This is a genomic window from Mariluticola halotolerans (assembly GCF_021611515.1).
Classification (GTDB): domain Bacteria; phylum Pseudomonadota; class Alphaproteobacteria; order Rhizobiales; family Devosiaceae; genus Mariluticola; species Mariluticola halotolerans.
The window spans coordinates 454192-481103 of record NZ_CP090960.1; the positions used below are offsets into that span (position 1 = coordinate 454192).

Below are 26912 nucleotides of genomic sequence, written 5' to 3' on the forward strand. Positions count from 1 at the left end.
GCGAAAGTCGCTTCGATAAATGCTAAAGGCCGCCGGGCACACCCGGCGGCCTTTTTGATGTGATCGGGAATGGTCTTACTCGTCGACATAGGCCTTGTAGATGGAAGCGGTCTCCGCGCGACCACCGCCTGAATCCACATAGTCTGCAAAGCGTTCTTTGGCGCTATCCACTAACGGAATATTGAGACCAAACCGCTTTGCCTCCGCGCTGACATTTTTGAGGTCCTTCAGCATCTGGCTGGCCAGACTTGCCGGTGGGTCAAAGGCTTTTTCGAGCATTTTGGGATAGGCAAAATTCAGCATGACGCTATCTGCATGCCCACCTGCCAGACATTCGGGTACTCGCGCTGCGTCTATGCCGCTTAACTCGGCCAGCCGAACAACTTCCGCCATCAGCACGTAGCTGACGCCGCTAATGGCCTGGTTGAGGACTTTGGTCATCTGGCCAGCACCGACATTGCCCATACGGGTGATGTTTTGGGCATAGCGCGCCATTAACGGCGTGACAGATCGCAGGTCGCTTTCGCTGCCACCTGCCATGATGGTCAACTTTCGCGCGCGCGCAAAGGCGGGGCCGCCAGACACGGGGGCATCGATAAACCTGATGCCGGCAGCAGAGTTGAGCTGATCCGCAATTTTTGCTGTGTCTTCGGGCATGGCAGTGGAGTGATCGACAACGATCAGGCCGGGTTTCGCCCCGTGAACAATGCCATTTGTTCCCAAAGTCACATCGCGAACCGCCTGTGTGTCGATGACGCAGACCATGACCACTTCGCATTGCGCGGCGACGGCAGCAGGGCTTTCGGCAATTATTGCACCGCGCTTTTCCAGATGGGGATATGCCTCGCTTTCCCGGTTCCAAACGACAAGCTTTAGCCCGTCGTCCAGAAGCATCTCCGCCATGGCGCTGCCCATCAGCCCAAGGCCGATGAAACCGATCGTCCGTTTCTCCGATCCCTCAGTCATTTTTCACCTCCAATACTCACGCCTCGTAATTAATAATCATGAAGTAGTATGATGTGGGACACCATCCCTGATCCATGAAAATTTTGCACCCGGGCCGGGTGTCCCCGATAGTTTTGGTCGGCGACGGGGACGCGTGAACTGCAAATCTCTCCGGCTAACCTCATGCTCCGGGTCATATCAGCAAACGATATAGCTCACCTATTCATTGGCTATTTGTCGGTGTGAGCCGTGGGGTGATAAAAATTTAAACCACCAATCGAGGTAGAGTTTACCGAGGAATATATGAAAGCGAGCCAGCTGCTCATAGGTGGGAAATGGCAGGATGCCTCGACAGGCGCCACCATAGACATGGTGAGCCCGAGCGATGGCAAGAAGATCGGCATGATCGCCGATGCGTCTGCAGAAAATGTGCACGCTGCCGTGGCAGCGGCGCGTCGCGCATTCGAGGGGTACTGGAGTACTTTCTCTGCGCTTGAGCGTGGCCGATTGATGCACAAGCTGAGCGAGCTGATCAATACGCATCACGAGGAGCTGACGCAATGTGAAGCGGCCGACACGGGCAAGCCGTTGAGCCAGGCCCGTGCCGACGTGACGGTGTGCGCGCGCTATTTTGAGTTCTACGGTGGTGCCGCGGACAAGCTGCATGGTGAGGTCATTCCCTACCTTGAGGGGCACCAGGTTACCGTGTTGCGTGAACCGCGCGGGGTGGTCGGACATATTATTCCCTGGAACTATCCAGTCTCCATGTTCGGGCGGACGATTGGACCAGCTCTTGCCACGGGCAATACATGTGTACTCAAACCTGCCGAGGAGGCATGTCTCGGCGTGGTGCGCCTGGCCGAGCTCGCATGTGAAGCCGGGTTCCCGGACGGTGTGATCAATGTGATTACCGGCCATGGTGAAACTGCCGGTGCAGCGTTGTCCTCCCATTCTGATGTGGATTTTTTGTCTTTCACCGGTTCGCCCGAGGTCGGTACTCTGATCCAGATCGCTGCAGCGAAAAATCACACACCATGCGTGCTCGAACTCGGTGGGAAATCTCCGCAGATCGTTTTTGCGGATGCCGAACCCGAGGCGGCGATTCAGGCCATTCTGAAGGCGATCGTACAAAATGCCGGTCAGACCTGTTCCGCTGGCAGCCGGGTTCTGGTGCAGCGCTCCATCTACGAGCCGTTCGTGCATGCTCTCGCCAAGCAGTTTTCTGCATTGAAAGTGGGGCCGCATTCCGAAGACCTGAATTGTGGTGGCCTGATCAGTCAGGTGCAAAAGGAACGCGTCGAAAAATTCCTCAATCTGGCTACGATTGAAGGACTGGAAATCGCAGCCGAAGGCACGATTGTCGCGAGCGCAGATCCGAATGGATTTTTTGTGAAGCCGACATTGTTTTCGCTGGTGCCAGAAAAGAGCGCGCTGGCACGCGAGGAGGTTTTTGGGCCTGTCCTCTCCGCAATTCCTTTCGACGACGAAATGGACGCCATTCGTATCGCCAACGATAGCGACTATGGCCTGGTGGCAGGTGTCTGGACCGAAAATGGCGGCCGTCAGATGAGGATGGCCAAGCGCCTGCGTGTAGGACAGGTTTTCATCAATTCATACGGCGCGGGCGGTGGTGTCGAACTGCCTTTTGGCGGTGTGAAGAAATCAGGACATGGACGCGAAAAAGGCTTCGAGGCCATGCGCGAGTTCACCATCGCGAAAACCGTTGTGCAGGTTCATGGCTAACAGCGGGCAGACCGCAAAAGAATGAAGGGTTCCACTTAGATGCAAGACGACCTCCCAAAACCATCAAGAGCGACCGTGCCGCGTGAGTCTGGTGATCCAGCAGCGATTGACGATACGTCAATTCCGGATGGTGTCGGGGTGGACGCCAGCCGACACACCGATAGTTTTGATGCCTCGCGCGCCGGGCCTCTTCAAGGCGTGCGCGTTCTCGATCTGAGCCGGCTTGTTGCCGGCAATATGGCCAGTCTGCAATTGGCCGATTTCGGCGCCGACGTGATTAAAATCGAGCACCCCGAAAAGGGAGACGACTTGCGACGCTGGCGGGTCGACGGTACAGACGTGTACTGGAAAATATACGGTCGCAACAAGCGCAGCATGGCGCTCAATATCCGCGAGGATGCTGGCCGGAAGGCCTTTATTGCGCTGGTCAAGTCTGCGCATGTGCTCATGGAGAATTTTCTGCCCGGCACGCTCGAAAAATGGGATTTGTCGCCGGAGACGCTCCACGGGATCAATCCAAAGTTGATCATCCTTAGAATTTCGGGTTGGGGCCAGACGGGGCCGTTCCGCAATAAACCTGGCTTTGGCACGCTGGTGGAAGCCATGTCCGGATTTGCTTCTCTGAATGGCTGGGATGACCGCCCACCCTTGTTGCCACCATTAGCCATGGCGGACATGATTGCAGGCATTTACGGAGCCAATGCTGTTCTGTGTGCCCTGCGTGCTATCGAGACTGGTGGCGAATCCGGACAGATCATCGATTTGTCGCTGCTGGAGCCGATCTTCTCGCTAATCTCAAGCGAGGCATTGCGCTACCAGATCAGCGGTGAACTGACACCCCGCGCCGGCAATCAGGCCAGCCATACTGCACCGCGCAATGTTTATGCCTGTCGCGATGGAAAATTTCTGGCGCTTTCCGGTTCGATGCAATCCATGGCTGAGCGCATTTTTGACACTATAGGCAGACCTGAACTCAAGACCGATCCGAAATTCCAGACCAACGATGTGCGTGTTGCCAATCGCGATGAACTCAACGAGATCATTGGCAATTTTGTGGACGCGCGGGATCTTGACGAGAATCTGGAGCTTTTTGAAGAAGCGGGTGTGACCGTTGCGCCGGTGCTGGATATGCGTGACGTGCTGCACAATGATTACATGAATGACAGGGGCGTAATTGCACATCTGCCCGACGAGCAATTAGGTTCGATCGCGATGCACAATATCGTGCCGCGCCTGTCCAAAACACCGGGGCATTTCCGTCGTCCCGCGCCCGGACTGGGTGAGCATACTGCGGAAGTGCTCGATGAGTTGAGCGCCACAAGAGCCGATGAGGGCTCGTAATGAGGCGAGCCCTGCCGGTTTGGCGCTCCATGCTGTTTGTGCCCGCGACGAATGACAAGCTCGTCGAGAGTGCGACGCGGCGCAATGCTGACGCCTTTCAGATCGATCTGGAGGATGCGGTGTCCATCGACCGCAAGGCCGAAGCGCGAGAAAAGGTTCAGTCAATCGCGGCGCAACTCGGCAAGGGCGGTGGTGATGTGCTGGTGCGCATCAACCGACCCTGGCGCCTGGCTGTGCGCGATATCGAGGCCTCTGTTGGCGAAAATGTCCTCGCACTCAATTTGCCGAAGGTGCCAGATGCCACATATGTCCGCGAGATTGATGCACTGGTGACCGAACTGGAACAGGAACGCGGCCTTCCTGTCGGGCATACCGGATTTATGCTTATGGTGGAAACAGCACAGGGTGTGCTGAACATGGCTGAAATCGCTGCTGCGTCGACGCGCAACATGGGCATCACTATCGGCGCGGAAGATCTGTCGCTGGACATGGGGATGCAACCGAGCGAAGAGTCACTGTTCGTGCCCAATATGCAGTTGATGGCTGCGGCGCGCGCGGCCGGCATTCTGCCTATCGGTTATCTGGCCAGCGTCGCAAATTTTTCGGACCTTGGCGCGTTCCGGTCCGTTGTCAGGCGGTCCAGCGCGTTAGGCTTCCGCGGTGGTTTCTGCATCCATCCCAACCAGATCGACATTTTGAATGAGGAATTCTGCCCCTCCACGGAACAGGTTGCCGATGCTGAAGAATTGGTCGATGCTTATGATCAAGCTCTTCGGGAGGGGAAAGGCGCAATGACATTCAAGGACAAAATGATTGATCAGCCTGTTGCTGAGCGCGCGCGCGAGATCGTGTCACGGCACAAATCGATCATGGCCAGGGTTGAAGGCAAGGCATTGAAACAGCCCGCGTCTAACTGACATGGACTTGAGGTCACTGCATTATTTCGTGGTTATTGCAGAGTGCGGTTCAATTCTTGCCGCCTCGGAAAAGCTGCATATTGCCCAACCGTCTCTGAGTATCCGCATAAAAGCGCTTGAGCAGGAGCTGGGCGTCGCGCTGTTTGATCGCAGGCCGCGCGGCGTAACCCTGACCAGCGAAGGCACTGAGCTGGTCGCGCATGCGCGCCAAATTCTTAAAGCTGCCGAAACCGCCAAGGAAAGTCTGCGTCAACATGCCAAATCGGCAGTGGGGACGGTGAATTTTGGTGTGCCAACTTCACTCGCCTCGGTGATCTGCGTGCCGCTGGTCGAAACCATGCAGAAGGAACTTCCGAACGTCAGGCTTCGCATTGTGGAAGCCATGTCCGGCTTTATTCTTGATTGGCTGCGCGATGGCCTGCTTGATGTTGGACTGGTTTTTGGCGACAAATTTATCAGCGGTGTCAGCCTGGAGCCGGTTGTCGAAGAAGACCTGTTTCTGGCGGCGGATTCAGAATGCTCGCTCTCCGGTATTGTCAACGGCAAGGGGGAGGTCACGCTGGAAAAGGCGGCAGAGGTGCCATTGGTGCTCCCGGCTGCACATCACGGTCTGCGGCAGTTGGTCGATGACGTGTTCCGGCGCAATGGATTGCAGCATACCACAAAGATCGAGATCGACTCCTTTTCCCAGATCCAGAGCATGGTGTATCGCAAGATGGGTATGACCATATTGTCGCGCGCTGCGCTTTACGAGTCGCCGCTTCAACCACCACTGTTCAGCGCCCGCATCGTTTCCCCAAGCATTCAGCGTACGGTGAGTATTGCCATGAACGATCAGCACCTGCAAACCAAGGCCACCCGGGAAACTGTCTCGCGGATCGTCAAGATTATTCATGAGCGCGCCAGCTCTGATGTCTGGCCTGCACGACTGCTCTGAAGGTCCAAGATATATCATCTGGCTATGGGCGGCATCGTCAATCGCTAGTTGCCCAGTTCAAGGCCTCATGCAAAACTTCGCGCATGGGGGAAGTCAACGAGCTGTAGCATCCTTGGAACAACAAATATTGTTTCGGCCAGCGTTCAAATCTCTTCAATCGGCCCGATTGGCGAATACCAATTAAACATCTGCGAAAAACAGCCTCGGGCTGATGAAAATGGAGAGGGAAAATCTGCCAGCAAGGTAGACCTACAGCTAAAATTTCTGTAATGTGTAATTACAAAACTTGACCTTCAGGTTTAAAAATAAACAAAAACAGTCAGTTAATGACAAATCTGGAATGTCGAATTTGGAGTTTTGGTTGAACCTGCATTCAACTCAATGCCGGGAGTGTCCGGTTTCAAAAGGGAGGAAATTCTGTGAGGAAAAAAGCTAAGAACAATATTGGACGCACGAGCGTTGCGCTTCTGGTTGGCGCTCTGATGTCCAGCACGCTGATCACGCCTGCCATTGCGCAGGATCTTACCGGTGATATCCGGTTCAGCTGGTGGGGGTCGACGACCCGCAACGCCAAGGCTGAGCAGATCGTATCCATGTTCGAGGAGGAATATCCGGGTGTGTCCGTTAGCCCAGAGCCGGGTGAGTGGGGCAGCTATTGGGATAAGCTGACCGTGCAAAGCGCCAGCGGTAACCAGCCTTGTGCAATTACCATGCAGTCGCGCTGGTTGGCGCAGTATTCCGATCCGGCCATCCTGACGCCACTGGATGATCTGGTGGAGTCTGGCGCAATCAACACTGCCGGCATTGCGCCTGCTGTTCTTGATGGCGGCCGCGGTGCGGACGGGAACCTCTATTTCATCCCACACGGTGTGTTCTTCTTCACAGTCTACATGAACAAAACGGTTATCGAAGAAGCCGGGCTCGAAATGCCGGGTGAGGGCTGGACCTGGGACTCCATGGCCGAGTTTGCCCGCGAACTTGCAACACATCTGCCTGATGGCAGCTATGCTATCGGCAACGGTGGTACCGGTATGGACGTGTTCACGAACTGGGTGCAGGGCAGGGGTGAGGCTCTGTTCAATGCTGATGGCTCCGTTGGCTTTACCAAGGAGACTGTGCAGGGGTTCTTTGATTATTGGGAAGCGCTGCGCCAGGATGGCATTACGGAAGCTGCCGACCAGATGAGTGAGCTGCCGGACAATGTGATCGATGACACCTTGTTGGCCAATGGCCGCATAATGATCGACTTCCGTCCGGCTAATCAGGTGGATGCTCACCAGCGTGTGCTTGACGTGGCTGCATCCGGTCAGGAACTGACCATGCTCGGTTACCCCGCAGGCCCAGCCGGATACGGTGACGATCTGGGCGCCAACGGTCTTGCCATTGGTGCAAATTGCGACGGATCCGACAAGGATGCTGCTGTAGCTTTCATCAATTTCTTCACGCAGGATCCTGAAGCCGCTGCCGTTTATGCTTCCGACAATGGTGTGGTTTCTGTTGACGCGCTGCGCGAAGCTCAACTCCAAGATCCCGCAACATCTGATGGTCAGCTTCAGGCTGTAAACATGCTCGGTGTTGTTGGTCCGCGCGCCAGAACCGCGTTTTTCCCGGCGGGTGGCTATGCAGCCGTCAGCTCAACCCTGATGAGCACGTATGAGGCTGTGGCTTTCGGTCAAATGTCGACCGAAGATGCAGCTGAGCGCCTCATTTCTCAGGTTACACGTCTGGTTCGCTAGCGACCAGGAAATGGGCAGTTGCTAACCTGGCCGCTGCCCATTTCTTCTGGTTTTTGTTCAAGGTCTCTCCATGGCTCAAGTAAATACCTCTGCGACCGACGCTGAATCGGTCTCGCATGTCCCCAAAAAGGCGCCGCCGCCGAAAAGGCGTTTGACGCCGAAACAGTTGGAAAACCGTACAGCCTATCTTTTCCTGGCACCCTGGTTTCTGGGGTTGGTGTTGATCACGATCGGGCCGATCCTCGCTTCTCTTTATCTTTCATTTACCCGCTATGACATCCTGCGTGCTCCGCGGTGGATCGGGCTGGAAAATTACACTGAGTTGCTCTTTTGGGATCCGCAATTCTGGTCCGCGGTCAAAGTGACGTTCTTTTATGTCGGGTGGTCGGTGCCTTCGGTGCTGATCATGTCGCTGGCCGTTGCCGCGTTGCTCAACCGTGGCCTGTCGTTTCTTCCGATCTATCGTTCAGTGTTTTACATTCCCTCGCTGATCGGTGGCAGCGTGGGCATCGGCCTTTTGTGGCGAGAAGTATTTGGCGCTGATGGCGTGTTCAACGATTTGCTGGCCCTGTTCGGGGTTGCCGGCCGCAGCTGGATCGCCATACCCGAAACCGCACCCTGGACGCTGGTGTCGCTAAACGTATGGACGTTTGGTGCGCCGATGGTGATTTTCCTTGCTGCGTTGCGTCAAATTCCAACGTCTCTTTACGAGGCTGCTTCCATGGACGGCGCATCTGCATGGACGCGGTTCCGACGGATTACGCTCCCGATGCTGACGCCAATCATTTTCTTCAACCTGATCCTGCAAACCATCCAGTCTTTCCAGGCGTTCACGCAGTCTTTTATCGTATCCAACGGTACGGGCGGTCCGGCGGAGAGCACGCTGCTTTACACGCTTTATCTCTATCAGCGTGCATTTGTTCAACTGGACATGGGCTATGGCGCGGCCATGGCATGGATCCTGCTCATTGCAATCGCAGTCTTTACCGGATTGCTCTTCTGGACTGCTAGATTCTGGGTGTTCTATGGCGACGAATAGTATGACTGCTTCAAAACCCAAAAAGGCCAGAAAGCGGATTGGCAGGCTTTCGCCAGGCATGGCGCTTCTGGCCCATGCCGGACTTATCCTGCTTGCCCTGATTATGATCTATCCCGTCATCTGGATGGTTCTGGCCTCGTTGCGGCCGCAGGCCGAAATTTTTGCCGATCAGGGCATAATTCCGAAAAACTGGACGTTTGAGAACTACATCAACGGCTGGAATTTCTTCGGGGATACCACGTTCGGAACCTTTTTCGTGAACTCGTTCATCATCAGCGGCCTGGCTGTTATCGGGAACGTGATGGCGGCGTGTCTTGCTGGCTATGCGTTCGCGCGGCTGAACTTCCGCTGGAAGTCCTTCTGGTTCGCGATCATGATCGGCTCGATCATGTTACCGATCCATGCGCAGCTCATTCCGCAATACATCGTGTTCGTGAAGATTGGCTGGATCAATACGATTTTGCCGCTCGTCGTACCAAAGTTTCTGGCCACTGATGCCTTCTTCATCTTCCTCATGGTGCAGTTCATGCGCACCTTGCCCAGGGAGCTTGAACAGGCGGCCATGGTTGACGGCGCATCTTACTGGCAGCGCTTCACAAAGATCATTTTGCCGTTATGCGTGCCTGCGATCGTCACAACGTCGATCTTCACCTTCATCAACACATACAATGATTTTCTGAGTCAGCTCATCTACCTGTCCGGTCTGGAGCGTATGACCGTGTCGCTGGGGCTGAGGCTGTTTGTCGACACCGGTGGTGGTGAATCCACCTTTGGCGGCATGTTCGCAATGGCCACACTAGCGATCGGCCCGATGCTCGGCTTCTTCATTGCTTCGCAGCGGTTCCTGGTCAAAGGCGTCGCAACTCAAGGATTCAAGTAAGGAAAACAATATGGCGACCGTCGTCCTTGATAAACTGACAAAACAATATGGCTCGGGTGCTGTGACTGCAGTGAATGAGCTAAGCCTCAATATTTCTGATGGCGAATTTCTGGTGCTCGTCGGACCGTCCGGCTGCGGTAAATCCACGGCCTTGCGCATGATCGCCGGACTCGAGGAAATCACCGATGGCGAGGTGAGCATCGATGGCAATGTCGTCAACGAGGTTCATGCCAAAGACCGGGATATCGCCATGGTCTTTCAGAATTATGCGCTCTATCCGCATATGAGCGTTTTCGACAACATGGCCTTTGCCCTTCAGATCAAGAAAGTGCCGCGTGACCAGATTGAGAAAAAGGTTCGCGAAGTTGCGGGTATCCTGCAACTTGAACCCTATCTGGATCGTCGCCCGGGGCAGCTCTCGGGCGGCCAGCGCCAGCGTGTCGCCATGGGCCGGGCAATCGTGCGTCAGCCCGCTGTGTTCTTGATGGACGAGCCGCTTTCCAACCTCGACGCGAAGCTGCGTGTGCAGATGCGCTCTGAGATTGCACGGATCCAGGACCGTCTGGGCGTCACAACTGTCTATGTCACCCATGATCAGGTGGAAGCCATGACAATGGGCGACCGCGTGGCACTGATGAAGGATGGCATGCTGCAACAGGTTGATACGCCGAGTAACATTTATGACCGGCCAGCCAACACGTTTGTGGCTGCGTTCATCGGCTCACCAGCGATGAATCTGTTCCATGCATCGATTTCGGATTATTCAGGCAATGACGCTACCCTGAATCTAGGTTCGCACAACTTGTGCATTCCCAAGTCGATTTTCGAGGCGCGTCCAGATCTCAAAAACTATGCTTCTCGCGAAGTGATTGCAGGTATCCGCCCCGAAGACATGGACGATGCCACCCTTTTGAAGGGGCATCCGGAGAACCAGACGTTATCAGGAAAGGTCGTGCTCGCCGAAGCCTTGGGCTCGGACAACATCATCCACCTGGACTTCGATGCACAGATGGCTGAAGTGGTTGATCCAGATACATTGTCCGACATTTCAAAGTCGCTGGACGGCGAGAATTCGGGAATTTGCGTAGCGCGCTTCGACGCAAAATCAAAAATGAAAACTGGAGATGTAGCGAAAGTCGCCGTCGATTGCGAACGTCTGCATTTTTTTGATGCGGAATCCGGGCTTGCCATTCAAGGTGCTTGAAAAGCGTCATAAGTTGTATATTTTCGTCGCGACCTCTCTTGCTTGGGTGGTTGCCCGTATTGTCGCATGTTCCGGAAAAATGCACGTACCTATTCACTGCGGTGGTCTTTCCTGCGATAGTCCAGCGCGGTGGAGGTCGTCCCAGGCAAGAGCTGCGGCAGCCGGGAATACTTCCTTCAGCCGTTAATTGTATGCATCGTTGAGGGAACTGACTTGATCGCGGGCAGAAAAATCCAACGCAAATCTTTACATGAAGAGATTGTGCCTCAACTTCGGGAGATGGTGGTTGAGGGCAGGTGGGGTGTTCGCGAAACGCTTCCTGAATTGCAACTTAGCGAAGAACTGGGCGTGTCCCGCACGCCGGTCAGAGAAGCGGTAAAAATACTTGCGGCCGAGGGGCTGCTTGTGGTGCGCCCAAGGTCGGGGGCCAGTATCAAAATCCTCAAGCCCCAAGAGGTTGAACAATTGTTCGAAACCGCTGGCGCAATTGAGGGTGCTGCGGCGCGGCTGGCCGTGGAGAAGGCCACCGAGAAGGAAATTGACCGCATCAGTTCGGTGCATGCCAAAATGGTCGAGAAATCCGAGCGCAACGCGCGCGCGGAGTATTTCGAGATGAATCAGAGTATTCACATGATGATCGTTGCGGCCGCACACAATGATGTGCTCAGCGACTTGCACGAGAAGCTGCTGATGCGCATGCGCCGAATCCGCTTCGCTTGTACGAATGATGCTGAAGGCTGGAAAAATGCCTTGGCCGAACACGAGCAAATGCTGGTGTCGCTCAAGAATCGCGATGCTGAGGCGTTGTCCTCGATGCTTGTTGAGCACATGCACAAGGGTTGGCTGCGCGTTCGCGACTTCGTCAAGCGGGAATACGAGAACCGCTAATCGCCGCGTTAGCCTTCAATCTTGTACAGATCCCGGGCGGTCCCTGAGAACAGCCGCAGGACCTCTGTACGCGGAAAGTGCTGGACTGTCCGTTTGTAGCTCATCCACATTGTATCCATGTCGACGCAAATTTTGTCGACCGGAAAGTTGGACGCAAACATGGACCGGTCGGCGCCGAATATGCGGATCGCGGTTTGGACAATTTCCATATTGGCCTCGATTGGCCAGTGGTCTTCACCAAGACCGATGCCGGACAGCTTTACAAACACATTTGGCTCACGTGCCAAATGTTCCATGGCTGTTTTCCATGCTTCAAGGCCTTCCGGGCTTCTGTCTGCCGGCAGGCCGCAGTGGTTGAGCGCAATGCGTGTTTCGGGGAAGTCGCGGGCCAGGCCGGCGGCGGCGTCGAGATGCCAAAAGGGCGTTTGAAGCTCAAAATGAAGGCCATGGCCGTTCAAAAGGCGGTAGCCGTCGCGCCATTTGGGATCGTCCATTGATCCGTTCGCCCCGCGCCGGGCATTCTCACGGGTCATGGCGGCCGGTTTGTGCCGCACCGCCCGAACCAGGCCGTAAGTTTTGAGGCGATTTAATTGCTCGGCAATGTTGTCGGCATCCAGCCATGCCTGCGCAATTGCTGCCGCGGGTGCATCATCGCCCAGGCTTTGCAGCCATGCGATCTCTTCAGCGCCGGCGCCGCGCGCAACTTCGGCCTCCATATGTACGGTCGCAACAATGTTGTGCGATGCCGCGTCTGTGCGATAGTCCGAGGGAAGGTAATTGCGCCGTATTCGGCCATAGTCGCCATATCGGAATGAAATCCATGGCTCTTGTTCGAGCCATGGATAGGAAAGATCAGCGCCCAGTCGCCAGAAATGATGGTGGGCATCAATGATCGGCAGCTGCCGGAAGAATTCCTCCTCCGGCAGGCTGCACAAAGTTTCAGGGTCAGCTGACTTCTTCAAGCATCAAGCCCCAGTCTGTTGAATTGTCAGGCCGTTCCGGCAATTGCAAAAGCATGCTGCGGGGTGTCTCAAGCTCGACGGTCTCGGGCAGCCATTCGCCCGTGCGTGGATCAAACCAGGTCGCCTTGAACTTCTGGAACTGCTGCTTGGTTCCGCGCATCTGAATATTCTGGGCGCAATTGGCCTCAAAATAAAGCATGAACCAGTTTTTCTCCGGGTTGCCTGCCGCATAACACCAGCTCTCGTAACCCATGGTTTCTTCATTCCGGTTGGGAATAAGATGTTCTGCATTGGGAATGAGGTCGTACAGGGCATCACCTTTTACGAAGGCGAATTTTTCCAGATGCTGAACGGTGCGGCCCGAACTCCACTTGAACGAATCCCACATTTTGTTGCGAGCCTCAGGTTCAACTGATGACTGCCAAATGCCCTCGCAGCCGTAGATGTATCCCGCAAATCCACCGGACAGCAGGCTGCCATACATGCCGGAACGAACATACATGTCGTCGTCCGGCGTGTCGCCTTCCTTGCCATATGCGTAGGCCTCACCCAGAGCATGCAGACCCGAATAATAGGGCTCGCCATTGAGGGCAGGGCGGGCCGGGTCGGCATGATATTGCTCGGTCAGATACCAATAGGTGTAGTGCTCGCGCGAGTTGCCGATCTGATGCATGTCGAGCCAACGGCACTCATCCGGCCCCCCAAAGTTGACCAAAGTCGACGGTCCAGGGTTGGCGGACAAAAGCGAGCCGAATGGCGGCTTGCCCCAGCGGTCCACCACAAGATTGCACGGCTCGTTATAGTCGCGGCTCGGAATGGTCTTTTCGAAGAAATCGTAGTGGATCGGGCTCAGAATGGCATTGTGCGCCTGATAGCGGGTGAAAATGAACTGTACGAAACGCGCGTAGCTTTCCGGCCAGTCGTAGTGCTTTTGCCACATCGGTCCGGTATCACGGCGGGCGACTTCCACAAACGGTACAAAACCCATGTCGAAGATCAGGTCCATCTTCTCATCGAGGATCTTGAAATATTCCGGGTTTACCTTGTCATAGTCGGGAACCACATCTTCAAAGCCCGGCACCTTTCCCGGGAACTCGAACGGGCGGCCACCCTCATTGTGCATGGGCATGGCAGAACCGTTCTTGAGTGCCCATGCGTTGCGGACGCAAAGACCGTCCTCGTCGAACAGGTTGGCGGCATGGCCGTCGTCCGCCCAGCAAGGCTGTGCTGTGATCATTGCAACGGAATTGAAACCCTGCTCCTTGCGGAACTGCAAATAATCGGCGAGTGATGAATCCGGTCCCAGATCGGTGTTTGCGCTGCCATCGGGCAGGGGGAAACGGAATGTGGGAACGGACCACCAGGTGTCGCCCACCAGGAAAAACGAGGTGCCGTCTGCATATTGCAGGCCATGGCCATTCTTGCCGACACCGACCATGCCCCGACGGTTTGGGTTGGCTTTCAGTTCGTCGGCGCTCCATTGCGTAGCCGTGAAATTTCCGCTCTTACCGCTGAGGCCAGAATCTCCGGTCTTGGCACCGCTGCTCCATGACCAGTTACCTGCGGCCGTCGCGGCGATGCGCACGCAAAACTGCTTACCACCATTCCAGAAGCCATATACGCGCTTGTCGAATCCTGGACCTTTGAGGTCAATCCAGATTTCCTCTTCGACATAGGCGTTTTCATAGTCTCCTGACGCCTCGAACTGGATTTCAAACGGTTGCCACATCCGGACTTCCGGTGTGTCAGAGGTCGTAAAAACGACAGGCATCAGATAGCTCCCTTTCATTATTAGTAATTACAGGTTACCATTATACGTAGGTGAGTCAATGATTTCGGAGCGATTGAATGTGGGAAAATGAATCTGTTCTGAAGCCATCGGGTGTAGGGCTTGATGTTAAGGATAAGGGTGAGGCCGCGAGTCAATACGGGCATTTTATACCGGGCTCTGGCGGGCTGATACCCACCTATGAGAGAGAACAATGACATGCCTGTGATCCTTGGCGCCATTGCAGACGATTTCACCGGGGCGACAGATCTTGCCAATGTGCTGGTGCGGCAGGGTATGCGCACCGTGCAGGTGCTTGGTGTTCCTGATCAGGATGCATCTATTGCAGACGCAGAAGCCGTCATTATAGCTCTTAAAATACGGACAGCGCCTGTCGGGCAGGCGGTAGAAACGGCACGTGCTGCGCTCCGGTGGCTAGAAAAACAGGGGGTTCAGCAGGTCCTGTTCAAATATTGTTCGACCTTCGATTCTACGCCCGAAGGTAATATCGGGCCGATCGCTGATGCGCTGATGGAGGCGCTGAAATCGGAGATGGCATTTGTCTGCCCAGCGTTCCCGGAAAATGGCCGAACGGTTGCGCATGGCCATCTGTTCGTCAAGGGAACGCTGCTATCAGAATCCCCAATGAAGGATCACCCGCTTACGCCGATGCGCGACTCCCAGCTCTGCCGGCTCATGTCTGCCCAAAGCGTGCATGAAGTGGGGCTGATAGACCTGAACACGGTGCGCGGCGGCTCAGGCTGTATCAATGCAGAAGTTCAAAAGCTGTCTGCGGCAGGTAAGCGCTACGCTGTAGTTGACGCCATGAACGATGACGACGTCCGCAATGTTGGCCTGGCGGCGAGCGGTATGAAACTGGTTACAGGCGGCTCGGCGGTGGCCATGGCGCTGCCGGACAATTACCGCGCCGCTGGATTATTGCAGGGGGCTGCGCAACCACGAATGCCGCAGGTGGACGGGCGTACATTGGTTTTGGCTGGAAGTTGCTCGGCAGCCACGCGCGCCCAGGTTGCGTCCGCCCAAAAAGTCTGGCCGGCCCGGCAACTGGATGTGGATGCGTTGATGGCTGGAGATGATGAAGTCTCCAATGTCATTCGCTGGGCCATGGTGCAGTCTGCAGACGTGCCAACGATGGTTTACAGTTCCACGGACCCCGAGGAAGTCAGGCAATATCAGGAGAAACACGGCAGGGCCGAAGTTGGCGAGCGCGTGGAGGCTGCGTTGAGCCAGATTGCGGTGCAGTTGCGCGAAAGCGGTTATAAACGTTTCATCGTTGCAGGTGGTGAAACCTCGGGTGCGGTTTCAACGGCGCTGGGCGTCAAAGCGCTTCGTATTGGCCCCGAGATTGCGCCGGGCGTGCCCTGGACTGAATCCCAGGGCGGGCGCCAGCTTGCACTGGCGTTGAAATCCGGCAATTTTGGCGGTCCCAATTTCTTTCAGGATGCCTGGGCAAAATTTCATGAGTGAGAGTGCACAAAGAGAACTGATCGTGGAGCTGGCAAAGTCCATGTTCGAACGCGGCCTGACCTTTGGGTCGAGTGGTAATATATCCATCCGCGTAGACGATGGCTGGTTAATGACGCCGACCGGCACGTCGATGGACCGGCTTGATCCGGCACGTCTGTCGAAGCTGGATGAGGCGGGTCGTCACATTGCAGGTGACGCGCCCACCAAGGAGGCTTTTCTGCATCGCTGCTGCTACGATGTGCGAGAAAATGCAGGTGCAGTCGTCCATCTGCATTCAACGCATTCGGTTGCTGTGAGCTGTCTTGAGGAAATTGACCACTCGGATGTGCTGCCTGCGCTGACTGCCTATTATGTAATGAGAGTGGGAAAGCTGCCGCTTGTTCCATATTTCGCGCCGGGTGATGTGGCGCTTGCGGAAGCCGTAAAGGGGCTGATGTCAGAGTCCCATGCTGTGCTGCTTGCCAACCATGGGCCGGTTGTCGTCGGAAAAAGCCTCGAGGACGCGGTGTACGCTATTGAAGAGCTTGAGGAGACCGCACGCTTGTATTTGCTGCTGCAGGGACAACGCACGCGGCCACTCACGCCGCAACAAGTGTCTGATCTTCGGGCTAAATTTCCGAGTTAACTGCTGGAAACGATATTCGTGAATCTCAATCGATATCCAACAAGCCTGTTGGCCGACGAAGGTTGGCCTTAATTCTTGTGAAGCAGCCAGTAACGCGGAGAGATTGGCTGGGGAACCTGGATTCGAACCAGGACTAACGGAGTCAGAGTCCGTGGGTCTACCGTTAACCTATTCCCCAGCAGGACCGGCCGGATTTGGTGGCCGATGCAGACGGTGGGCACGTTGGCTCACCGTTGTTGTGGTCTTCATAGCGGCATGATTTTGCGATTGCAAGCCGCAACCGCAAGAAGTGTTACGGTTTAATGCGGCTATGCCGGTATGCGCCAGGCGATGGCCTTTTTCGGGCTGTAGCAGCCAATGGCGACCTTTTTGGAATAATTGCCCGAGATCAACTTGATCCGGCCATCTTCACAGCGTCCGGCGACAATGCCGACGTGATTGCGCATGACCATGATGGACCCCACCGACATGGGTTTTGCCTTTTTGCCATAGGTGGCGAAATCGCGGGCGCGATAGCTGCCCCGCGGGGTATAGCCGGCTTTTTGCAGGATCAGGTCCATATAACAGGCGCACCATTTGGAGGGGCAGCCCTTCGGGCGGCGACCGCCCAGATCCTTTTGCATGATCTTGATTATGTCTTTGGCCTGTGCCGCGGGGGCGGAGACAGCACTGAAGGTGAGCGCCAGGCCGAGCGCTGCAATCAGGTTCAGGAGGATTTTCGACATCATGTTTTTCAGAAGGCAACCCAGCGGATTGCCCATTACTCAATTTGTTCAGGGAGATGAGGGGTGTTTGGCAGGTTTTGCCGCAGCAAAAAACCCGAAGCGTTAATGTTGGTTAACCTTTAAAACTTGTATCATTTTTGAGGTGTGTTGGCGGGCATAAGTCGTCAAAACGGGGCCAGAATGTGACGGATGGCAAAAATATGCGGGTTTGGCGCGCAGCGTTGATTGCGATTGTTGCCCGCTTGCACTACCTTTGCAGGTGAAACTGAAACAGCCCGCTCAGGGCGCAGGCGGCAATGCCGTTCACGAGCGACCGGGCGGGACGGAGAAATGATACGTGGCCGATTCAGATCGGTCCGCCGCGGCATTGCCGGTCTCGGGCCGGCAGCCGCGCCGTCGCCGGAAGGGAGAAAATCCCGCCCGGCAGCATTCTTCAGGCGCAGCCATTGCCGCGCAGGGGGAATCTGGCAAGCGGACAAATCATGCCCAGAATCCGTTTCCGCGCCGCTGGCGTGGTCCGGTATATGCGGCGCTAGATCTGGGAACCAACAACTGTCGTTTGCTGATTGCACGGCCGGTTGAGGGCAGCTTTCGGGTGGTCGACGGGTTTACCCGTATCGTCCGGCTGGGCGAGGGTGTGTCGCAAACGGGGCGGTTAAGCGATGCGGCGATGGCCCGCACCTTTGATGCGCTGAAACAGTGTTTTACCAAAATTTCCAATCATGAGCCGCGCCGCATGCGCCTGATTGCCACCGAAGCCTGCCGTGTGGCGGAGAATTCGGGCGAGTTTCTGGAGCGTGTCCGCACAGAAATCGGGCTGGATCTGGAGATTGTGGATCGCCGCACGGAAGCGGAGCTGGCTGTGACCGGTTGTGCCGACCTGATTGAGAAAGGCACCGAAGGCGCGCTTATTTTTGATATTGGGGGCGGTTCGTCTGAACTGGCCTGGCTGGATTTTCGCGGCGGGCGCCCCAAGAACCAGGGCAAGATGTCGGCGGCGATACGCTCCTGGCAGTCGCTGCCGGTCGGTGTGGTGTCGATTGCCGAGAAATTTGGCGGCATTGATGTGACGCCAGAGGTTTTCGAGGCGATGGTGGCGGATGTCCGCGGGCATTTGCGCCAGTTCAGGGGACGGGAGCGTTTGCGGCAAATGATTGCCGACCATCCGGTGCATCTGATTGGCACCTCGGGTACTGTGACGACGCTTGCAGGCCTGCATCTGGGGCTGGAACGTTATGAGCGCTCGAAGGTCGACGGGCTGTGGATGCGCAATGAAGAGGTCACCGACACGATGCGGGTCCTTTTGAACATGAGTTATGAGCGGCGCATGGCGCATCCGTGTATCGGTCGGGACCGGGCCGATCTGGTTCTGGCAGGTTGCGCCATATTCGAGGCTATCCGGCGGGAATGGCCGGTTGAGCGCGTGCGCGTGGCAGATCGCGGGTTGCGCGAAGGCATATTGATTTCACTTATGGATGCTGACAGGGCGTGGACGCGCCGCAGGCGGCGTCCGGAAAAGGCACATAATAATGGCTAAGGGCAGCACACCCGGCGGCAGCAAGCCGGGCACCAATGCACGGGCTGACAAGGGGCTGAAAACGCGGGTAAAAACCGCGCGGGGCCGCAAGCTTTCCTCAACGCTCTGGTTGCAACGGCAGTTGAATGATCCCTATGTGGCCCGGGCGCAGGCGGAGGGTTACAAATCCCGCGCCGCGTTCAAGCTGATTGAACTCAATGACAAACATCGTTTGCTCAAGCCGGGCATGCGGGTTGTCGATCTGGGGTGCGCGCCCGGTGGCTGGCTGCAGGTTGCGGTGCGCGAGGTCAGTTCCTCGCCGAAAAACCCGCTGATTGTCGGTATCGATTATCTGGATATGGATCCGGTTCCCGGCGCGATTGTGCTGAAAAAGGATTTCACCGAGGACGATGCGCCGCAGATGATTATCGACGCGCTGGGCGGGCGCAAGGTGGATCTGGTGCTGTCCGATATGGCCGCACCGACGACGGGGCATCGGCCCACGGATCATTTGCGGATCATCGCGCTGGTTGAGATGGCCGCAGAGTTCGCCATCGAAATTCTGGCGCCGGGAGGCACGTTTGTCGCCAAGGTGTTCCAGGGGGGGACCGAGCATCAGTTGCTGCGGGACCTGAAGAAGCATTTTGCCACCACGCTGCATGCAAAGCCGCCCGCCAGCCGCTCTGATTCCGCCGAGACCTATCTGATCGCCAAAGGCTTCAGGCCCTAGCGGTTGACCTGATGCGCTAGGTAACGGGTGGGGCGTTGTCCTGCCTGTGGCCTGACACCTCGCTGCCGGCATTGGCCCGCAGATAAAAGAGCGGCGCCACTGAGAATGCGCAAATCCCGGCAATGGCAAACAGGGCTATGCGGAAGTCTGCGGTGGCGACTTCGGTGCCGCGTGCTGCTGCGCTAAGCTCGAGAATGGTTGCTGCCAAAGCGACACCCAAAGCGCTGCTCAACTGTTGAGAGACGGCCAGCATGGCATTGGCCGGGCCGATATCGTCTGTCGGCGTTTCCGAGAATGTCAGCGAATTGAGGCTGGTGAAGAACAGTGAGCGGAAATAGCCGCTGAAGAAAATCACCAGCAGCATGACGAGAACCGAGGTCTGCGCCGTGAACAGGCCCAAAAGCGCGATAAACAGCGCGGCGACGACAGATGAGCCGATGAGGATGCGGCGAAAGCCGACCAGGTGAAGTACATGGCCAATACCGAATTTGACCAGCAACGAGCCGGCCGCGCCAATAAAGGTGATGGCACCCGATTCAAAGGGTGTGTAGCCAAAGCCGAGTTGCAGCATGAGCGGCAGCAGGAACGGCACTGCACCAAGGCCGATGCGAAAGATGACGCCGCTGAGAATGGTGAGCCGAAACACCGGCTCCCTGAATATCTTCAGATCGAGCAGGGGGGTGGGGCTGCGGCGGGCATGGAAGACATAGGCGGCACCAAGGGCAAGGCCGACAATGGTGAGGATGATGCCGAAGCCCGGCGGCAGGGCCGGCATGCTGACCACCGACAGACCGAAGATCACGCAGGCGAAGGACAGCCCGCTTAATACAAAGCCGAGCGTGTCGAGGGGGCGACGATCGCGAAAGCCGGTGCCGGGCAGAAAGCGCGACGCCAGGAGAATGCCGATGAGCCCGATCGGCACATTGATAAAAAAGATCCAGTGCCAGCTGAAATAGGTGGTGAGGAAACCGCCAACCGGTGGACCGGCCATGGGGCCGATCAGGGCCGGGATGGTGAGCCAGGCCCAGGCCGATATCAGTTCATTGCGGGGTGTGGTGCGCACCAGGATCAGGCGGGCGAGCGGGGTCATCATCGAGCCGCCCATGCCCTGAAGGAATCGCGAAAGAACGAATGTCAGCAAAGAATCGGAGAAAGCGCAGGCAATCGATCCCAGAACGAAAACAAAGATGGCCCAACGGAAAATATTGCGGGCACCGTAGCGGTCGGCCATCCAGCCGCTGACGGGAATAAAAATCGCGAGTGCCACCAGATAGGCTGTGAGGGCGAGTTTGAGCGCTATCGGCGTGGTACCGATATCTGTTGCGATGGCGGGCAGGGACGTGGCGATAACGGTTGAGTCCATCATCTCCATGAACAGGGCCACTGCCAATATCAGCGGGGTAATACGGTTCAAGGCATACTCAAGGGTCAGCGGAAAAGGAATCGCAATGCCGCGGGCTATTCGGGAATAATAGCAGCCAAATACGGTTCAACACATTGAAAATAGCCCTATTTATTTGCCATTTCTCTGTGCGAAACACCCGCGCGTCTGCGCCGTGGTGCATTTGGCGGAGGTTGTGATCGCGTTGAGTGCGCTGAAGACCTAGCCAAAGCCGCAGTCAGGTGATATTGACCCTCGCCAACCCGAAACCGACACGCGTGCTGTGTGCTGCGGTTCGATTCCAACATTTCTGCACTGATTTAAGGGCACGGAGGGTCTGGCCTTGGCGAAAATTATTACCTCTAGTACTGGCGATACCGCGTTGACGTTTGATGATGTGCTGCTTCAGCCGGCACGCTCGGACGTTCTGCCGACATCTGTCGATATCCGCTCTCGTGTGACCAAAGACATCGAACTCAATCTGCCGATTCTCTCCTCAGCGATGGACACGGTTACCGAGGGAACAATGGCGATCGCCATGGCGCAGGCAGGCGGTCTTGGCGTCATTCACCGGAACCTGACGCCGGAAGAGCAGGCCGAGCAGGTGCGGCAGGTCAAGAGCTTTGAAAGCGGCATGGTGGTGAACCCCATCACGATTGGCCCTGATGCGACCCTTGCAGATGCGCTGGCGCTGATGGAGCGCAACCGGATTTCGGGTATTCCGGTTGTTGAGAATGGCGGCAATGGTGGCCGCAATGTCGGCCGTCTGGTGGGCATTCTGACCAACCGCGACGTGCGCTTTGCCTCAAACTCAAATCAGAAAATTTCCGAGCTGATGACCCATGAGAACCTCATCACTGTGGGGGAGGAAGTCAGCAAGGATGAAGCCAAACGCCTGTTGCATACCAATAGGATCGAAAAGCTGCTGGTTGTCGATGACGCATACCGTTGTATCGGTCTGATCACTGTCAAGGATATCGAGAAGGCGCAACTCAATCCGCATGCGATCAAGGATGAGCACGGGCGTTTGCGCGTGGCGGCCGCATCCACGGTTGGTGAGCCGGGTTACGAGCGTTCGCTTCGCCTGATTGATGCGGGTGTTGACCTGTTGGTCATCGATACGGCGCATGGTCACTCTGTCAAAGTGGCCGAGGCGGTTGAGGCGATCAAGAAATACAGCAATTCAACCCGTATCGTTGCGGGCAATGTGGCCACGGCCGGGGCGACGCGTGCCCTGATTGATGCCGGCGCCGACAGCATCAAAGTGGGTATCGGGCCGGGCTCTATCTGTACGACACGTGTTGTGGCTGGTGTGGGCGTGCCGCAGCTGGCCGCCGTGATGGCCTGTGCGGAAGAAGCTGATAAATCAGGTGTGCCGATTATTGCCGATGGCGGCATCAAGTTTTCCGGCGATCTGGCCAAGGCGCTGGCTGGCGGTGCATCCTGCGCCATGATCGGCTCGTTGCTGGCGGGCACTGATGAAAGCCCCGGTGAGGTTTATCTCTATCAGGGTCGTTCGTATAAATCCTATCGGGGTATGGGGTCGGTCGGTGCGATGGCACGTGGTTCGGCAGACCGTTATTTCCAGCAGGAAGTGAATGACCAGATGAAGCTGGTGCCCGAGGGGATCGAGGGACAGGTGCCCTATAAGGGCGCGGCGGCGCATATTCTGCATCAGCTGGCTGGCGGCCTGCGTGCAGCCATGGGCTATACCGGCGCACATAATCTGCAAGACTTCCGCGAGAATGCGACTTTTGTGAAGATTTCGAATGCGGCGCTGAGCGAGAGCCATGTGCATGACGTTTCGATTACGCGCGAAAGCCCCAACTATCGCGGCGGGCGGTAAAGCTCATGCAGTTACCGGGCCGGATTGCTGCTGCCATTGAGGTGCTGGACGATGTTGCCACGCGGCACCGGCCTGTAGCGCTCGCGCTCAAGGATTGGGGTGTCCGCCATCGCTTTGCCGGCTCGGGCGACCGGGCCGCGATTGGCAATCTTGTCTATGACGCGTTGCGCAAGCGGGCCTCACACGCCCATGCGATGGGGGCGTATACGCCCCGGGCATTGGTGCTGGCCGTCGCGGTGTTCGACTGGGGCTCTGATCCGGCGACGTTGAATGCCGGGTTTGCGGCGGACAAGTTCGGTCCGGATGCTATCAGTGACGCGGAAATGGCTCGCCTGACCGCTGAAGATCCGCTCAAGGGCGCTGCGGACCATGTGCGGGCTGATGTGCCCGAATGGTTGGCACCTTCTCTGCAGGCGGCTTTTGGGGACAGGTGGATTGAAGAGGCGCGGGCGCTGACGGAGCGGCCACCGCTTGATCTGCGCGTCAACAGGCTCAAGGCTGATCCTGAGCGCGTGACAAAGGCCCTGAAGCGGTTTGAACCACAGGCCAGTGCGATTGCGCCGATGGCACTGCGCATGGCTGCTGGTAGCGGCAATGCCCGCACACCGAATGTGCAATCGGACGAAGGCTATCTGAAGGGCTGGTTTGAGATACAGGACCAGGGCAGCCAGTTGGTTGCCGCCCTGGCCGGCGCTGTGCCGGGTCAACAGGTGCTGGATCTTTGCGCGGGGGCCGGCGGCAAAACCCTGGCGCTGGCGGCAGCGATGCAGAATAAAGGGCAGATTTTTGCCTATGATACCGACCGCAGCCGGTTGGCACCGATCTATGACCGGTTGAAACGCAATGGTGCGCGCAATGTGCAGGTGCGGGCCCCGGAACCGGGGGCGCTTGATGACCTGGTTGGCAAAATGGACCGGGTGGTGGTTGATGCGCCGTGCACAGGGACCGGTACATGGCGGCGGCGGCCCGACACAAAATGGCGTTTGACTGCTGATCAGCTGGCGGCGCGGCAGGCCGAGCAAGCCGAAATTCTTGCCGGGGCGGCGGACTATGTGAAGCCGGGTGGGCAACTTGTCTATATTACGTGCTCTGTGCTGCCCGAAGAAAACAGCGCTCAGATTGCCGCGTTTCTGGCGGCACGGCAGGATTTTTCCGCTGTGCCTGCTTCCGGGGTCTGGTTTGACCGGGTCGGGCGGGAGGCGCCGGAAGGGCTTTATGACGGCCCGGACGGGGTGATGCTGACACCTGCAACGACGGGTAGCGACGGCTTTTTCGTCGCCATATTAGCGCGGCGGGTCGCCTAAGCCTAGAAAAAGCACAACAGACACTGATCCGAAACGCGTTTTGATGCGTTTCCCTCTTATGGAACATCAAAACAATAATTTGAAATCACTGCTCACGCTGACCGGCTTTATTGTGCTGGTGGTTGGCGCCGGCTTCCTGATTGGTGTCTCGACGGCTCCCGGGCCGTGGTTCGCGGCGCTGGATAAGCCACCCTTCAACCCGCCCAGCTGGTTGTTCGCGCCGGTCTGGACAATCCTTTACGTCATGATTGCCATTGCCGGCTTCCGAAGCTACAGGCGCGCGCCGACTGGTAGAGCGATGCAGCTGTGGGGTGCGCAAATGGTGCTCAACTGGGCATGGTCGATTGTGTTTTTCAGTGCCCACATGATCTGGGCTGCGTTCGCTGTCATTTTCGCTCTATGGGTATTGATCGCTGGATTTGTCGCGCTTAATCGACGCCAGGATCCCGTTTCTGCGCTCTTGTTCGTGCCGTATTTTGCATGGGTGAGTTTCGCCGCTTTGCTGAATTTCAGTATCGGAATTTTGAACTAATCTGGACTGAAAACCGACGTTGTATGCGAGGCAGCGCGGCGCACAAGGCTATGTATCCATTCTCGAATGCCGTTATGCTGTTTTTTCATATGAATATTTTATTGTCCGTAACTTGTATTTATCGATAGATATTATTTCCGATTACAGCGCTGTAAATACGAATTCTATTACTTTTATTTCTTGTTAAATTTATCGCCGCGCGTGCTATTATTTGCTCTGTTAATTATTGGTAATCCTGTCGGGGGGCGAGGATGCGGAGTGGGCGCTTGCGGCGCGCCGATGCGCCATTGTTGGGGGTATTTCTGTCTGCGTCGGTTTTGGGCGGTGCGAGCGCGGGCATTCTGTCGAAACCAGGCACCCGGTACGATCTGCTAAATAAGCCGTGGTTTGCGCCGCCGGAGTGGTTTTTTGCGCCTCTTTGGCTGGCAAGCCTTGTGGCGCTCGCGATTGTGGGTTGGCGGATCTGGCGGGCAGTGGGCGAACCGCGCGAATTGCTGCTGATGCTGTGGGCCGTGCAATTGGTTCTGGTGTGGCTTTGGCCGCCAGTCTTTTTGCTGTTTGGCCCCCCGGAGCTTGCTTTGCTCATTATTTGCTCTGTGGCTTTTATCCAGATGTTGCTGGCGCTGTGCATGCGATGGGACAGGCTGGTGCTGAAACTGCTGTTGCCCTGCCTTGGATGGTTGTTCTCCGTTTTCTGGTTTACCGGCTGGATTGTGGTGATGAATTGATGCTCAAAGCTGCGAATTGCCTCAAGCCTACTTGCGGAATCTTCGCAGTGCGGCTAAAGGCTCGCCATGAGCCAGCCAGTGCATGAAACCATCCTCATCGTAGACTTCGGATCGCAGGTTACGCAGCTTATTGCGCGACGCCTGCGGGAGCTGGATGTCTATTGCGAAATCCACCCGTTCTCATCAGCTGCAGCGCAGCTTGACCGAATGCAGCCCAAGGGCATCATTCTGTCAGGTGGCCCTGCCAGTGTGCTTGACGAGAACGCGCCGACGCTCGACCCTGCCTTGTTGGCGGCCAATGTACCGGTTCTGGGCATTTGCTACGGCCAGCAAGCGCTGTGTGTGGCGCTGGGCGGCAAAGTGGAAGCTGGGCATCACCGGGAGTTCGGCCGGGCCATGGTGACCCCCGCAAAGGCCTGTGCGCTTTATGAGGGCGTCTGGCCGCTGGGCACGCAACACCAGGTGTGGATGAGCCACGGTGACCGTGTGACCGAGATCCCTGAGGGATTTGAGGTTGTCGGCACGTCGTCGGGTGCGCCGTTCGCGATGATCGCCGACGTCAAACGCCGTATCTGGGCGGTGCAATTCCACCCGGAAGTGCATCACACCCCAGACGGGGCACGGCTCTATGAGAATTTCGTCAAGAAAATCTGTGGTTGTTCCGGCGACTGGACCATGGCGGCCTATCGCGAGCAGGCGATTGATAAAATCCGTGCGCAGGTTGGCGATGGCAAGGTGATTTGCGCGCTTTCGGGCGGCGTTGATTCCTCGGTTGCTGCCTTGCTGATCCATGAGGCGATTGGCGACCAGTTGACCTGCATTCTGGTCGATCACGGGTTGATGCGCGAGAATGAGGCGGCGGATGTCGTCTCGATGTTCCGCGAGCACTACAATTTGCGCCTGATCCATGTGGATGCAGCGGATACGTTTATCGATGCGCTGGAAGGCGAAGCCGACCCCGAGACCAAGCGCAAGACGATTGGCCGCCTGTTCATTGAGACATTTGAAGCGGAAGCCAAGAAAATGGGCGGCGCTGCGTTTCTGGCGCAGGGCACGCTTTATCCGGATGTGATTGAAAGCGTGTCGTTTACCGGCGGGCCTTCCGTGACGATCAAATCGCACCACAATGTTGGTGGTTTGCCTGAGCGCATGAACATGCAGCTGGTGGAGCCGTTGCGCGAATTGTTCAAGGACGAAGTGCGGGCACTCGGCCGTGAGCTTGGTTTGCCCGAAAGCTTTATCGGCCGGCATCCGTTCCCCGGGCCGGGCCTTGCCATTCGATGCCCCGGCGGGATTACGCGCGAAAAGCTCAATATCCTGCGGCAGGCTGACGCCATTTATCTCGACGAGATCCGCAAGGCGGGGCTTTATGATGAAATCTGGCAGGCCTTTGCCGTGCTGCTGCCGGTGCAGACCGTGGGGGTTATGGGCGACGGGCGCACATATGAGTTCGTCTGTGCGCTGCGCGCTGTGACCTCGGTCGATGGCATGACGGCCGACTTCTACCCCTATCAGATGGAATTCCTTGGCCGCGCCGCGACGCGGATCACCAATGAGGTCCGTGGCATTAATCGCGTCGTTTATGACGTGACCTCAAAGCCTCCCGGGACGATCGAGTGGGAATAGTGATTTTCCAATAAGGGCTGGCGTGAAGAAACAAGCGTCGGCCCTATTTTA

The 26912-nt window shown here is 56.7% G+C and carries 23 protein-coding genes and 1 tRNA gene; 18 read left to right on the forward strand and 6 right to left on the reverse strand.

All coding sequences use genetic code 11. The features are described from left to right. Positions 1–75: 75 nt before the first annotated feature. Positions 76–966: an NAD(P)-dependent oxidoreductase gene (locus L1P08_RS02230; protein WP_303618385.1), complete on the reverse strand. Its 891-nt coding sequence runs from the start codon at positions 964–966 to the stop codon at positions 76–78. 282 nt (positions 967–1248) lie between these two features. Here L1P08_RS02230 and L1P08_RS02235 point away from each other — a divergent pair, with 282 nt between their 5' ends. The 9 genes from L1P08_RS02235 (at position 1249) to L1P08_RS02275 (ending at position 11630) form a co-directional block, all read left to right on the forward strand. Next, positions 1249–2688: an aldehyde dehydrogenase family protein gene (locus L1P08_RS02235; protein ID WP_303618386.1), complete on the forward strand. Its 1440-nt coding sequence runs from the start codon at positions 1249–1251 to the stop codon at positions 2686–2688. 75 nt (positions 2689–2763) lie between these two features. Beyond that, positions 2764–4029, forward strand: a complete 1266-nt coding sequence (locus L1P08_RS02240) for a CaiB/BaiF CoA transferase family protein (protein ID WP_303618387.1) — start codon at positions 2764–2766, stop codon at positions 4027–4029. Next, a complete protein-coding gene (locus L1P08_RS02245; protein ID WP_303618388.1) occupies positions 4029–4946 on the forward strand; it encodes an HpcH/HpaI aldolase/citrate lyase family protein in 918 nt (305 codons plus the stop codon). Before L1P08_RS02240 ends, L1P08_RS02245 begins: the two co-directional genes overlap by 1 nt. 28 nt (positions 4947–4974) lie before the next feature. Further along, positions 4975–5883 (forward strand): LysR substrate-binding domain-containing protein, encoded by a 909-nt coding sequence (locus L1P08_RS02250; RefSeq protein WP_303618389.1) that lies wholly within the window; start codon positions 4975–4977, stop codon positions 5881–5883. A gap of 419 nt (positions 5884–6302) precedes the next feature. Then, the gene (locus tag L1P08_RS02255) at positions 6303–7619 is read left to right on the forward strand and encodes an ABC transporter substrate-binding protein (RefSeq protein WP_303618390.1); all 1317 of its coding nucleotides are present in this window, start codon (positions 6303–6305) and stop codon (positions 7617–7619) included. Between the two features lie 70 nt (positions 7620–7689). Beyond that, positions 7690–8658, forward strand: coding sequence for a carbohydrate ABC transporter permease (locus tag L1P08_RS02260; protein ID WP_303618391.1), 969 nt, complete (start codon positions 7690–7692; stop codon positions 8656–8658). Between the two features lies 1 nt (position 8659). Beyond that, on the forward strand, positions 8660–9538 hold the full coding sequence (locus tag L1P08_RS02265) for a carbohydrate ABC transporter permease (RefSeq protein ID WP_438268449.1): 879 nt from the start codon (positions 8660–8662) through the stop codon (positions 9536–9538). A gap of 10 nt (positions 9539–9548) precedes the next feature. Next, positions 9549–10742, forward strand: coding sequence for an ABC transporter ATP-binding protein (locus L1P08_RS02270; protein WP_303618393.1), 1194 nt, complete (start codon positions 9549–9551; stop codon positions 10740–10742). Between the two features lie 213 nt (positions 10743–10955). Further along, a complete protein-coding gene (locus L1P08_RS02275) occupies positions 10956–11630 on the forward strand; it encodes a GntR family transcriptional regulator (protein WP_303618394.1) in 675 nt (224 codons plus the stop codon). 8 nt (positions 11631–11638) lie between these two features. Here the strand turns inward: L1P08_RS02275 and L1P08_RS02280 are convergent, their stop codons facing one another. Both L1P08_RS02280 and L1P08_RS02285 read right to left on the reverse strand, forming a co-directional pair. Continuing rightward, a complete protein-coding gene (locus tag L1P08_RS02280) occupies positions 11639–12592 on the reverse strand; it encodes an amidohydrolase family protein (protein WP_303618395.1) in 954 nt (317 codons plus the stop codon). Then, on the reverse strand, positions 12576–14363 hold the full coding sequence (locus tag L1P08_RS02285; RefSeq protein ID WP_303618396.1) for a glycoside hydrolase family 140 protein: 1788 nt from the start codon (positions 14361–14363) through the stop codon (positions 12576–12578). Before L1P08_RS02285 ends, L1P08_RS02280 begins: the two co-directional genes overlap by 17 nt. A gap of 198 nt (positions 14364–14561) precedes the next feature. On the opposite strand from L1P08_RS02285, the gene otnK reads away from it, so the two are divergent. Together otnK and otnC are read left to right on the forward strand one after the other, a co-directional pair. Continuing rightward, positions 14562–15848, forward strand: a complete 1287-nt coding sequence (gene otnK, locus L1P08_RS02290) for a 3-oxo-tetronate kinase (RefSeq protein ID WP_303618397.1) — start codon at positions 14562–14564, stop codon at positions 15846–15848. After that, positions 15841–16473, forward strand: a complete 633-nt coding sequence (gene otnC, locus L1P08_RS02295) for a 3-oxo-tetronate 4-phosphate decarboxylase (RefSeq protein ID WP_303618398.1) — start codon at positions 15841–15843, stop codon at positions 16471–16473. The genes otnK and otnC overlap by 8 nt, the downstream gene beginning before the upstream one ends. A gap of 104 nt (positions 16474–16577) precedes the next feature. Here otnC and L1P08_RS02300 read toward each other — a convergent pair. After that, a tRNA-Gln gene (locus L1P08_RS02300) sits at positions 16578–16651 on the reverse strand. Positions 16652–16781: 130 nt separating this feature from the next. Continuing rightward, positions 16782–17198, reverse strand: coding sequence for a hypothetical protein (locus L1P08_RS02305; protein WP_303618399.1), 417 nt, complete (start codon positions 17196–17198; stop codon positions 16782–16784). Positions 17199–17535: 337 nt separating this feature from the next. On the opposite strand from L1P08_RS02305, the gene L1P08_RS02310 reads away from it, so the two are divergent. Then, on the forward strand, positions 17536–18735 hold the full coding sequence (locus L1P08_RS02310) for a Ppx/GppA phosphatase family protein (RefSeq protein WP_303618400.1): 1200 nt from the start codon (positions 17536–17538) through the stop codon (positions 18733–18735). Continuing rightward, on the forward strand, positions 18728–19444 hold the full coding sequence (locus L1P08_RS02315) for an RlmE family RNA methyltransferase (RefSeq protein WP_303618401.1): 717 nt from the start codon (positions 18728–18730) through the stop codon (positions 19442–19444). The genes L1P08_RS02310 and L1P08_RS02315 overlap by 8 nt, the downstream gene beginning before the upstream one ends. Before the next feature lie 16 nt (positions 19445–19460). Here the strand turns inward: L1P08_RS02315 and L1P08_RS02320 are convergent, their stop codons facing one another. Beyond that, a complete protein-coding gene (locus tag L1P08_RS02320) occupies positions 19461–20858 on the reverse strand; it encodes a DHA2 family efflux MFS transporter permease subunit (protein WP_303618402.1) in 1398 nt (465 codons plus the stop codon). Between the two features lie 310 nt (positions 20859–21168). Between L1P08_RS02320 and guaB the strand changes: the two genes are divergently transcribed. From guaB to guaA, 5 genes are all read left to right on the forward strand, one after another. Continuing rightward, positions 21169–22671: an IMP dehydrogenase gene (gene guaB, locus L1P08_RS02325; RefSeq protein WP_303618403.1), complete on the forward strand. Its 1503-nt coding sequence runs from the start codon at positions 21169–21171 to the stop codon at positions 22669–22671. 5 nt (positions 22672–22676) lie between these two features. Then, positions 22677–23975 carry an RsmB/NOP family class I SAM-dependent RNA methyltransferase gene (locus L1P08_RS02330; protein WP_303618404.1) on the forward strand — a complete coding sequence of 433 codons (1299 nt, stop codon included), beginning with the start codon at positions 22677–22679 and terminating at the stop codon, positions 23973–23975. A 118-nt stretch (positions 23976–24093) separates the two neighbouring features. Continuing rightward, positions 24094–24507, forward strand: coding sequence for a TspO/MBR family protein (locus L1P08_RS02335; protein ID WP_303619477.1), 414 nt, complete (start codon positions 24094–24096; stop codon positions 24505–24507). Positions 24508–24758: 251 nt separating this feature from the next. Further along, positions 24759–25235: a TspO/MBR family protein gene (locus L1P08_RS02340; RefSeq protein ID WP_303618405.1), complete on the forward strand. Its 477-nt coding sequence runs from the start codon at positions 24759–24761 to the stop codon at positions 25233–25235. Positions 25236–25301: 66 nt separating this feature from the next. After that, positions 25302–26861: a glutamine-hydrolyzing GMP synthase gene (gene guaA / locus L1P08_RS02345; protein ID WP_303618406.1), complete on the forward strand. Its 1560-nt coding sequence runs from the start codon at positions 25302–25304 to the stop codon at positions 26859–26861. Positions 26862–26912 lie beyond the last annotated feature (51 nt).

Bases quoted from the DNA above. Each gene is read 5' to 3' on its own strand.
- L1P08_RS02230 (WP_303618385.1), bottom strand. From the start codon at position 966: ATGACTGAGGGATCGGAGAAACGGACGATCGGTTTCATCGGCCTTGGG.
- L1P08_RS02235 (WP_303618386.1), top strand. From the start codon at position 1,249: ATGAAAGCGAGCCAGCTGCTCATAGGTGGGAAATGGCAGGATGCCTCG.
- L1P08_RS02245 (WP_303618388.1), top strand. From the start codon at position 4,029: ATGAGGCGAGCCCTGCCGGTTTGGCGCTCCATGCTGTTTGTGCCCGCG.
- L1P08_RS02260 (WP_303618391.1), top strand. From the start codon at position 7,690: ATGGCTCAAGTAAATACCTCTGCGACCGACGCTGAATCGGTCTCGCAT.
- L1P08_RS02265 (WP_438268449.1), top strand. From the start codon at position 8,660: ATGACTGCTTCAAAACCCAAAAAGGCCAGAAAGCGGATTGGCAGGCTT.
- L1P08_RS02270 (WP_303618393.1), top strand. From the start codon at position 9,549: ATGGCGACCGTCGTCCTTGATAAACTGACAAAACAATATGGCTCGGGT.
- L1P08_RS02285 (WP_303618396.1), bottom strand. From the start codon at position 14,363: ATGCCTGTCGTTTTTACGACCTCTGACACACCGGAAGTCCGGATGTGG.
- otnK (WP_303618397.1), top strand. From the start codon at position 14,562: ATGAGAGAGAACAATGACATGCCTGTGATCCTTGGCGCCATTGCAGAC.
- otnC (WP_303618398.1), top strand. From the start codon at position 15,841: ATGAGTGAGAGTGCACAAAGAGAACTGATCGTGGAGCTGGCAAAGTCC.
- L1P08_RS02305 (WP_303618399.1), bottom strand. From the start codon at position 17,198: ATGTCGAAAATCCTCCTGAACCTGATTGCAGCGCTCGGCCTGGCGCTC.
- L1P08_RS02315 (WP_303618401.1), top strand. From the start codon at position 18,728: ATGGCTAAGGGCAGCACACCCGGCGGCAGCAAGCCGGGCACCAATGCA.
- L1P08_RS02330 (WP_303618404.1), top strand. From the start codon at position 22,677: ATGCAGTTACCGGGCCGGATTGCTGCTGCCATTGAGGTGCTGGACGAT.
- L1P08_RS02340 (WP_303618405.1), top strand. From the start codon at position 24,759: ATGCGGAGTGGGCGCTTGCGGCGCGCCGATGCGCCATTGTTGGGGGTA.
- guaA (WP_303618406.1), top strand. From the start codon at position 25,302: ATGAGCCAGCCAGTGCATGAAACCATCCTCATCGTAGACTTCGGATCG.